1 protein-coding gene is annotated in these 881 nt (G+C 61.9%); it reads right to left on the bottom strand.

All coding sequences use genetic code 11. The features are described from left to right. A partial coding sequence (locus ACK59H_RS22930) for an immunoglobulin-like domain-containing protein (protein WP_409264987.1) occupies positions 1–881 on the bottom strand: 881 nt, incomplete at both ends.

An 881-nucleotide genomic window follows, 5' to 3' on the forward strand; every position in this document is an offset into this window, starting at 1 on the left:
GCCGTCAGGGTTACGGTGCTGGTGTCGATGCTGTCGGTCACGGCGGTTACCGCCGGGGTTGGGCTGACGCTCAGCTTCTCGAAGTCACCGCCGGTGGTGCCGGTGATGGTCGTGCTGACGCTGCCGGCATCGACGTACACGGTGTTTTTCGGTGCATCGACAGTGACAGTACCTTGGCTCTGGCCCTTGGCGATATTGATGACTGCACCATTGCTCAGGGTCACCGTCATCGCGCTGCCGGCCGGGTTGGTCAGCTTGGCGGTGTAGGTGATCTGGCCGCCTTCCTGGACGGTACCGGTGGCGCTGAGGCTGACGGTAGTGGTGTCCAGGTTGGCAGGGTTGTCGGTTACCGTGGTGGTCGGTGTACCGGTGGTGACCAGTTTTTCGTAGTTGCCGCCCGTCACGCCCGTGATGCTGTTGGTCAGCGTCGGGTTGGTGGCATATACGTTGTTAGGTGCCACGAAGTCCACGGAGCCGGTGGTCTGATTCAGGCCAATGGTGATGCTTTGCCCGTTGGCCAGAGAGATCACCAATGGCGAACCAGTGACCGGCGCGCTGACGGTGGCGGTGTAGGTGACCACTCCACCCTCGACGGCCGATGGCGTGGCGCTCAGGGTCACGGTGCTGGTGTCGATGGTGTCGGTGACCGAAGTTACCGCCGGCGTCGAACTGACGTTGAGCTTCTCGAAGTCACCACCGGTCGTGCCGGTGATGGTCGCTTCAACCTTACCGGCGTCGACGTACACGGTGTTTTTCGGTGCGTCGACGGTGATGGTGCCTTCGCTCAGGCCCTTGGCGATGGTGATGACCGCACCATTGCTGAGGGTGACCTTCATCTCACTACCGGCTGGGTTGGTCAGCTTGGCGGTGTAGGTGATTTG

This window comes from Pseudomonas sp. KCJK9000, from assembly GCF_046230725.1.
In the GTDB taxonomy this organism is placed as follows: domain Bacteria; phylum Pseudomonadota; class Gammaproteobacteria; order Pseudomonadales; family Pseudomonadaceae; genus Aquipseudomonas; species Aquipseudomonas promysalinigenes.